Consider the following 7,345-nt stretch of genomic DNA (forward strand, 5'->3'; position numbering starts at 1 on the left):
ACGGTTCGGCAGCCCACCATCCCCGCCGCCTCTCCCAACAACCGCCTGGATCAACCCACCAACCCCACAAGCGCTCATAGCGTCCAAGTAGCAGGACACTGTCTCAGAAACCTTGACAGGTACCGCCGCGCCCCGAGTAGAAGAAGAGTCACCGGCCGCGTCGTGCTCGTCGACCGCTCCGACCACAAGCGCCCGGCGATCGGCTTCGGTCAGCGCGACCCCGTTGACGGAACCGGCATAGCCGATGAGGGGTTCGCCGATCGGCATACGACTGGCAAGATCGAATATCCGGATCGAGGAGTCTCCGAAAGCGATCCCCGCGACCAGAACCGCTCGTCCGCCGTAGTCGCCGGTCGCGAACGAGGTGATGCGCCCGGGCAGCCTGACCGGCGCGTCCAGCTGCCTGCCGCTGCCGAGATCCCACACGCCGGGGGATCTGTGGTCACCATTACCTTGGGCCACCACGATCGGCCTGCCGCGCAGCTCGCCGTTCACTCCGTAGATGCCACCATTGGGCCCTCCGGTGGCGGGAGGAGCGGATTCCCGGCCGGTGGCGAGATCGTAGGCGCGGACGGCGTTGTCTCGCCCGCCGGTCACGATCACGGGACGGTCGCCGAGATCACCGACCGCCAGCGACGTGACGTGCCCCGGAATCTCGAAGGACGACACCCTCTCACCGGTGGCCGGATCGATGACCGCGATCAAGCTTCGGAGCCTCGATCCGTAATGGTCGGTGGCGGTGCTCCCGTCGGCGTCGACCGAGACGAACACGGTCCGGCCGTTCAGCACGGCGAGCGACGAAGGGCCGAACCTCCCCTCCAGCGAGTGGTAGGTCGCCTCACGCGTGACAAGATCCCAGCGGATCACCCCGAGATCGGCCGTGGGGATCAGGGCCACCGGACGGCCGCCGATCGTGGTCGTCCTGATCGTGTTTATGGTCTGGATGAACTCGCTCTCAAGAGTGAGCGGTTTCCCGACGGGTTTTCCGGACACCGGATCCCAGGCGATCACAACGTCGCTCTGTCCGGTCAGCACGAGCAGGACGCCGTGGACGCGGGTCAGCGCGACGGCGCCGAAGATCCCGGTGCCGATGGGCGGACCGATCCGGCGGCCGGTCGCCAGATCGAACACGTGGGCGCCGTCGGTGCCCGCCGCGGCGGCGATCGGCCTGCCGTCGAGCTCGCCGAACGCGACGGCACTGAACCGCCCGGCGGGGAGCGGTCCGCCGAGGGGCAGCCGAGTGGTCGCGTCCCACCTCTGGAGCGCCCCGTGGCTTCGGCCGAGGATGACGGGTCTGCCGTCGACGGTGCCGTACGCCACCGGGCCGTCGCCGGGGATCGGATCGCCGATCGGTTTCAGAGTGGCCCTGTCCCAGATCCGGATGGTGTGCTCGGCACCCGCGCTGATCGCGATGGGCCGGCCGTCCAGCTCACCCACGGCCACCGAGGTCACGTCGGAGTGACCGCCCATGTCCATCGCGACGGGCGCCGCGAACGAGGCGGGAACGCCACCGGGTGATGGTGACGTCTCCTGGCAGGTGGTGCCCGCCCGGGGCCATCTCAGGATGGTCGACCCGGCCGAGGCCAGCGGCACGGACCCGGCTAGAACCAGCACGGCGAGGATGCGTGACAGCCGTCGAAAGAACATCCGAACCCCTGTCGCCGAATCGCTCCCGAGCATAAACCGCGTCCCCCGCCGGGAGTTCGCAGCATGAATCAACCGTCAAGCGGCTGTCCAGAAAACGCGGGATTATCTCAGGCTTCATGCTCGGCGCCCCTCGTCGCGGCATTCCGGCCGGAGCATCACCGGAGGACGTTCCGATGCCGCCACGCTCTAATTCGGAGATGAGATTCGCGCCCCGTATCGGCTGCACGACGAAGTCATCCAGGAACCCGTGCATGTGAGTGCCATGCGGGGCGCGCATCCCCTCCCCTTGGAGTTCATCGCAACAGTGACCGCTCGGTGGGCGCGAGTCGTAGCCGTTGCGACGCCCTCACCCACCGCTCGGAGAAAGCGGGCAGTATCTCCTTGGACCAGCGTTCCGAGCGCTGCAGGAAATCCAGATGCTCGTTGAGTCGATCTTCGTCGGCGAACCGTGCGAACCACACGAAGACCTCTTCGCCGGTCCGTACGGGCAGCGCCGGGAAGGTGTTTGGAGCGTGCTCCGACCGCAGATACGCCAGTGGCTCGCCGCCGGTCTCGGTGAGCACGGGCCGGACTCGCCGCTCGAAGAACTCAACGAACGCGTCGTAGAACGGGCCGACGCCGTGCCAGATCGTTGCGAGAATGAGCGCCCGCGATGATCCCGACGGCTCGCCGAGAGCCGGCCGGGCGTCCACCGGGACCGGGAAGCCGCCCCGCGCCGAAGCCGGCCGTAGCAGTAGTACGTCATCAGAGTCGATCATCGTTGCGTTCGCCTCGTCGCGGTGCGCGCGCCAGATCGGCCCGCCATAAAAGCTCTCCAGCGCCTTCGCGCGGCGCGGCATGTCTTCGAAGCCACGGAGCCATACGAACCGGTCGGGGTCGTCCAGATCACGGAACTGCCCAAGGACGGTGATACCCGTCGCTTCCTGGGTCTCGATGAACTCCCGGTCGAACAGATCGATCAGCACGTCGCGCTGTCCTGGGTGCAGTGTGTACTGCCGCAGTTCGACGATCGGGCACCGTACGGCTTCCACCGGATTCACTCCTTGTTCAAGCTGTAACAATCTCTATTACAGCAATGGCCGTGCCGCGGTACGGCGGGATTCGGCCGCCGTACCGCCGGCTAGTTCCTCAACGCTTCGCGAAGCACGTCGGCGATGGAGGTGTCCGCCAGTTCCCGCCGGATGGCTTGTTCGACCCGACCGTAGGTCTGGTTGAGGGCAGGCCGGATCCCTCGGCCGACCGGACACTCCAGATTGGGCTCGGAACGGTGCAGACCGAACGGCGGCTCCCCGCCCACCGCGTCGTACACCTGGAGCAGGGTGATCTCTCTGGGGGCGCGGGCCAGACTCCAGCCCGCGCCGGCACCATGGCGGACCTCCACCAGGCCGGCTCGCCGCAGGTCGCCGAGGCTGCGCCGGATGATCACGGAGTTGGTGTTGACGCTTGCCGCGACCTGGTCCGAGGTCAGCACCTCCTGGCCGCGGCGATGCGCCAGCGCCAGCCACGTCAGCACATGCGTCGCGATGGTCAACCGACTGTTCGCTGCCATCACCCCTCCTTGCCGTAACATTTTGTGTTACAGCTACGCGGTGGTCAAGCCGCGTTGACGGACCGCTGCCTCGGGGACGCGGACATCGGCACCGCCATCCTCACGCGGTCCGGCGATCATCACGGGGTGGCCGATGCTCCGCCGTGGTCGGGGCGATCGGCGAAACCGAGCGCGACACACACGCGAAATGATCAAAAAGTCACCGGTAGAGGCTTGAAGCGCCACCCGGTTGGTTCAGCAACGGCTACTCCCCGCTGGAGGTCTTCAGGCCGAGGGGGCAGATCACACCGGTGCCGTCGATGCCACAGTAGCCGTTTGGCACCTTGAAGAGACATTGCTGGTGGTAGCAGTTCACTTGGGACACTAAGTTCTCCTCACCACGCTCTGTGACTTCTCCCTGGCTGCGGGCAGGTCGGTGCCTACGCTTAGCAGCATGGACTTGGACAACGAAGGCTGGGCCGACATTGAGGAACCCCTCGACGCGCCCGCGCTTCCACGGCATCTCGCCGCGATCGTCGGCGTGCTACAAGGGCCGGCAGACCTCGGCGTCCACCATGACCGGTACCTCACCTATCCTCACCAGGAGGAGTCCGACGGAGCGATCACCGCGTGATCCTCTGCGACACGGGACCCCTGGTCGCGGCATTCAACAGGGCCGACAAAGATCACGCCCGCTGTGTCCGGTTTCTCGCACAGAACTGGACCAAACTCGTCGTACCGTCGCTCGCCCCTCGCCGGCGGTGAGGCCGACGGGCTCGCGCCCGTGCCGTTCGATTAACAGATCACTGCTCAGGACTGCGGGGCGGGACGGCGCTCAGAGCTGTTCCGGTAGCAGCATGAACGCACCGGTGTGGTGAGGACGGACGACGGTGAAGTGGCGGCGGTCAAGTGTTGCCACTTCCGTGACGCCGAGTCGCTCAGCAATGGCGATCACAGAGGCGTCGACCGCCCCAAGTGGGAGACTTGCGTACCTCTCCACCAGGTCGCTCATACGCTGCAGATCACGTTCTGTGAGATCCACCAAGGTCAGACCTGCTCCAAAGGAGCGCAGAAACGCCGACTCCGCCTTGCTCCCCTGCCGCTTCTCGACGAGTTGGCATACCTCGGTGACCACGCTCGCGGGGACGAGCAAGGGCCCTGGATGGGTCCGCAGAAGTCGGGCACAGGCCTGATGGTGGCGGTCGCGGACGTTCACGGCCGCAACCAACGGACCCGAGTCGATGACGATCACAAAGAGTGATTGTCCTCCGCGCGGAGAATCTCCTCGGAGCGTTCCGCGAAATCCGGCTCCGCTTCGAGCATGCCGATGAACTGCAGGTCGCGTACCACAGGCGGCTCTTCGAGCTGATCGCGGACGAGCCTGAGCAGAGGAGCCACCTTCTCCTCTGGCAGCCGATCAACCAGGTGGTGGAGTTCCTCGCGCATCACGCTCATGTATCGAGTGTAATCAGCGGGACCGCCCCGGACAGCCGCGCGGCGCGGCAGCTGATCGCAACCCGCTGAGAGCGGCTGTGCCGGCCCGGGGCAGCCCGGGCTCCGGGCCGACTGGTTCCTGCGAGATCAGGCTTCGCCGGCCGTCAGACCGACGGGGCAGGTCACACCGGTGCCAACGAGCGTGTATCTATGTGACCCATGCGCAGACCTGCGATCTACTGCCGGATCAGCCAGGACCGCGCGGGCGCCGGGCTCGGCGTCGCCCGTCAGGAAGCCGACTGCCGAGCGCTGACCGAACGCCGAGAATGGCAGGTCGCGACGTCTACTCCGACAACGACGTCAGCGCCTACTCTGGAAGCCCACGCCCGGCATTGCAAAGACTCCTCGGCGACATCGAGGCCGGGACTGTCGACGCCATCGTGTGCTGGCACGTCGACAGGCTGACACGATCCCCGCGCGAGCTGGAAGACGTCATCGACCTGGCCGACCGGCGCGGCATCGAACTCGCCACGGTCACCGGGGAAATCGACCTGGCCACTCCGACCGGGCGGCTGATCGCGCGCATGATCGGGGCCGCAGCCCGCCCGGAAGCGGAGCACAAGGCCGAACGACAAAAGCGCCAGCGACGCCAGAACGCCGAGGCGGGCAAGGTCTCCGGCGGAGGGATGCGGCCCGACGGCTACGCCGAAGACCGCATCACCGTCATCGACGAAGAAGCCGACATCATCCGCGAGGCCACCCGGCGCGTGCTGGCCGGCGAATCCTTGGCGAGCGTGTGCAAGGACTTCCAGCGACGGGACGTGAAGACACCATCCGGGCGTCACTGGATCCCGACGACGCTCAAGAGCCTAGACGCCCTGTTCCTGAGTATGACCCACCAAAGTGGCTTACAGCTCCACCAGCGCTCCGTACTGGTGCAGCAATTAAGCAGAAGCTAGAGTCATTGCAGGCATGGGAATCCTCATCTCGCGAGAAACAGGCAGCAGAATGCCCTAAGTGCGACGCGTACGAATGGATAGAGATTCAAGGAAAGGTCGCTCTTTACGATCACCCTTCGGTTAGACCTACTATCTGCATATGACGCGCCCCTAATTCAAGAATAAGTGTCTAGTGTGCCTACACCAGCCTCCGCCAAATGCGCGAGGGAGCAGGCGGGCATGACTAAGCAGCCGCACTACTCGACTTACTGCATTATGTCCACCGAGTCGGCCTTCAATTCACATATCACCGAGCACCATTCCGGAGAATAACTACGCAATGCTGGAATCTCAGGGTCAGGATGAATTCGAACACGAAGAAGCGCGCAGTTCTTTCAGAGAGGCCGGCCGGGAGATCAAGTGGGCGGCCCAACATTACCATCGAGCCCGCGCGGCCATCCAGTCAGGATACGGGTCTCCACACGACCTAAAACGATCCCATCAAGCGTGGCGTTTATGCCTCATGGAATGGGTGCAAGCCTGTATTCGCTACGTTGAGGCTTCCGGAAGAGTCGATCTTTCTACCTACCTAAACGAAAGAAATGAGTTGAGCTCATTCGCTCCTCTCGCAGCTACACAGGAACTTGCCGAGGTTCGACAGTCCCTTGTGGATAGCTACCGTGACTACACCAGGATTCGCCACCGAGAAGATGTTCCGTCAGACAAAAAAGCAAAAGCCTGGCGAGCCTGGGGCGAGAACCTAGTACTTTGGTCACGCCTTCTTTCTGACCGTGCCTACTCAGACGACAATCGGCTCATCGGAAAGATGGATGATAACGATCTGGTGGGCGCTGTCATGTCTAGCGAGCAGCCGGCTGACCAGGAGTCCGGATTGACTTCAGAGGCGCGAAGGGTGATAGAGATCAGTAACCGACGGGAGCGGGAACGCAACCGTGTCGTCCGCGCCGGCGAGCTTCCTAAAGGAAAGCCTCTCCCACTAGGTCGCGACCCTAGATCGATTATGTCGATCAACGTAGACGAGCGCACTTATCGCCTGATTGTTAATGGGCATATCAGCATTGTGGCAGAAGCAGGGCACCGCGACGTTCGGCGCTTGCGCGCTGGATCCTATGTGGGGATATGCTATGGAAGAGAAATTCACTACTGTAAGGTGCAACGCGTGACAGCGTACGCATCACCAGATGCGCTCGTAAAGACAGAAGTCGCAAGGTTATTAGACCCCGAGCGCACCGCGCTGCAGATTCTGGGCGAAATAACTCGGCGACTCGCGTCGTTCTGCACACGGTATCCCCACTTAGACGTGCGGGGCGTATTGGCTATTGAGCTGGCCGGGTAACAGGGACGCAATATTTATAGCGGCGCGCCCCTGCGCTCTTTACTCTCCGCTACCTGAGGATAGGCGCCAGTGACAGCGGTACCCAGTCCGCTAGAGCGGTATGTCCAGAGTGGAAGCCTTACCGCCCCTTGTTGACCTGAGTGTCGACCTGGGTCGTGGAGCCTCGTTAAAAAATAGCTCGTTGTTCTCAGGCGATACTTTTGGCTTACGGGGCATCTTTGACCTCTCCGTAGTCCCGGATATGTTCGATGACTTTTCGATCTATCTCATCAACCGCCCTACTGTGGTAGGAAACCTGAGTTGGCTCAATTTAGCCTCGATCTTTCGCGCTCATCCGGTGGGTGGCTGATCGGTTCGGCTGGAGTGTGATTTCGCGGCCGTGGTCAGCTTGGTGGCCCGGCTGTCGCGTCGGGTGGGCGGGGTTCCACGGGCCCTCGGGGT

The 7,345-nt window shown here is 63.8% G+C and carries 7 protein-coding genes; 2 read left to right on the forward strand and 5 right to left on the reverse strand.

From position 1 onward, the window contains the following. From HHX31_RS33275 to HHX31_RS33285, 3 genes are all read right to left on the reverse strand, one after another. Nucleotides 1-1,647: WD40 repeat domain-containing protein (locus HHX31_RS33275; protein ID WP_211590674.1), on the reverse strand; the 1,647-nt coding region annotated here is incomplete at its 3' end. A 293-nt stretch (nucleotides 1,648-1,940) separates the two neighbouring features. Then, nucleotides 1,941-2,678, reverse strand: a complete 738-nt coding sequence (locus HHX31_RS33280; RefSeq protein WP_311932499.1) for an NIPSNAP family protein — start codon at nucleotides 2,676-2,678, stop codon at nucleotides 1,941-1,943. An 89-nt stretch (nucleotides 2,679-2,767) separates the two neighbouring features. Next, nucleotides 2,768-3,196, reverse strand: coding sequence for an Rrf2 family transcriptional regulator (locus HHX31_RS33285; protein WP_169953758.1), 429 nt, complete (start codon nucleotides 3,194-3,196; stop codon nucleotides 2,768-2,770). A gap of 433 nt (nucleotides 3,197-3,629) precedes the next feature. Here HHX31_RS33285 and HHX31_RS33290 point away from each other — a divergent pair, with 433 nt between their 5' ends. Beyond that, complete coding sequence (locus HHX31_RS33290) at nucleotides 3,630-3,809, forward strand: hypothetical protein (RefSeq protein ID WP_169953760.1); 180 nt, start codon at nucleotides 3,630-3,632, stop codon at nucleotides 3,807-3,809. A 201-nt stretch (nucleotides 3,810-4,010) separates the two neighbouring features. Here HHX31_RS33290 and HHX31_RS33295 read toward each other — a convergent pair whose 3' ends face one another. Both HHX31_RS33295 and HHX31_RS33300 read right to left on the reverse strand, forming a co-directional pair. Beyond that, nucleotides 4,011-4,427, reverse strand: a complete 417-nt coding sequence (locus HHX31_RS33295) for a PIN domain-containing protein (RefSeq protein ID WP_169953771.1) — start codon at nucleotides 4,425-4,427, stop codon at nucleotides 4,011-4,013. After that, nucleotides 4,424-4,630 carry a hypothetical protein gene (locus tag HHX31_RS33300; protein ID WP_169953773.1) on the reverse strand — a complete coding sequence of 69 codons (207 nt, stop codon included), beginning with the start codon at nucleotides 4,628-4,630 and terminating at the stop codon, nucleotides 4,424-4,426. The genes HHX31_RS33295 and HHX31_RS33300 overlap by 4 nt, the downstream gene beginning before the upstream one ends. Nucleotides 4,631-4,935: 305 nt before the next feature. Between HHX31_RS33300 and HHX31_RS33305 the strand changes: the two genes are divergently transcribed. Beyond that, nucleotides 4,936-5,568, forward strand: coding sequence for a recombinase family protein (locus tag HHX31_RS33305; protein WP_211590676.1), 633 nt, complete (start codon nucleotides 4,936-4,938; stop codon nucleotides 5,566-5,568). Nucleotides 5,569-7,345 lie beyond the last annotated feature (1,777 nt).

Source organism: Microbispora sp. H11081, assembly GCF_012999535.1.
Classification (GTDB): Bacteria; Actinomycetota; Actinomycetes; order Streptosporangiales; family Streptosporangiaceae; genus Microbispora.

Coding starts and splice junctions, on each gene's coding strand:
- HHX31_RS33285 (WP_169953758.1), bottom strand. CDS start 3,196: ATGGCAGCGAACAGTCGGTTGACCATCGCGACGCATGTGCTGACGTGG.
- HHX31_RS33290 (WP_169953760.1), top strand. CDS start 3,630: ATGGACTTGGACAACGAAGGCTGGGCCGACATTGAGGAACCCCTCGAC.
- HHX31_RS33300 (WP_169953773.1), bottom strand. CDS start 4,630: ATGAGCGTGATGCGCGAGGAACTCCACCACCTGGTTGATCGGCTGCCA.
- HHX31_RS33305 (WP_211590676.1), top strand. CDS start 4,936: ATGGCAGGTCGCGACGTCTACTCCGACAACGACGTCAGCGCCTACTCT.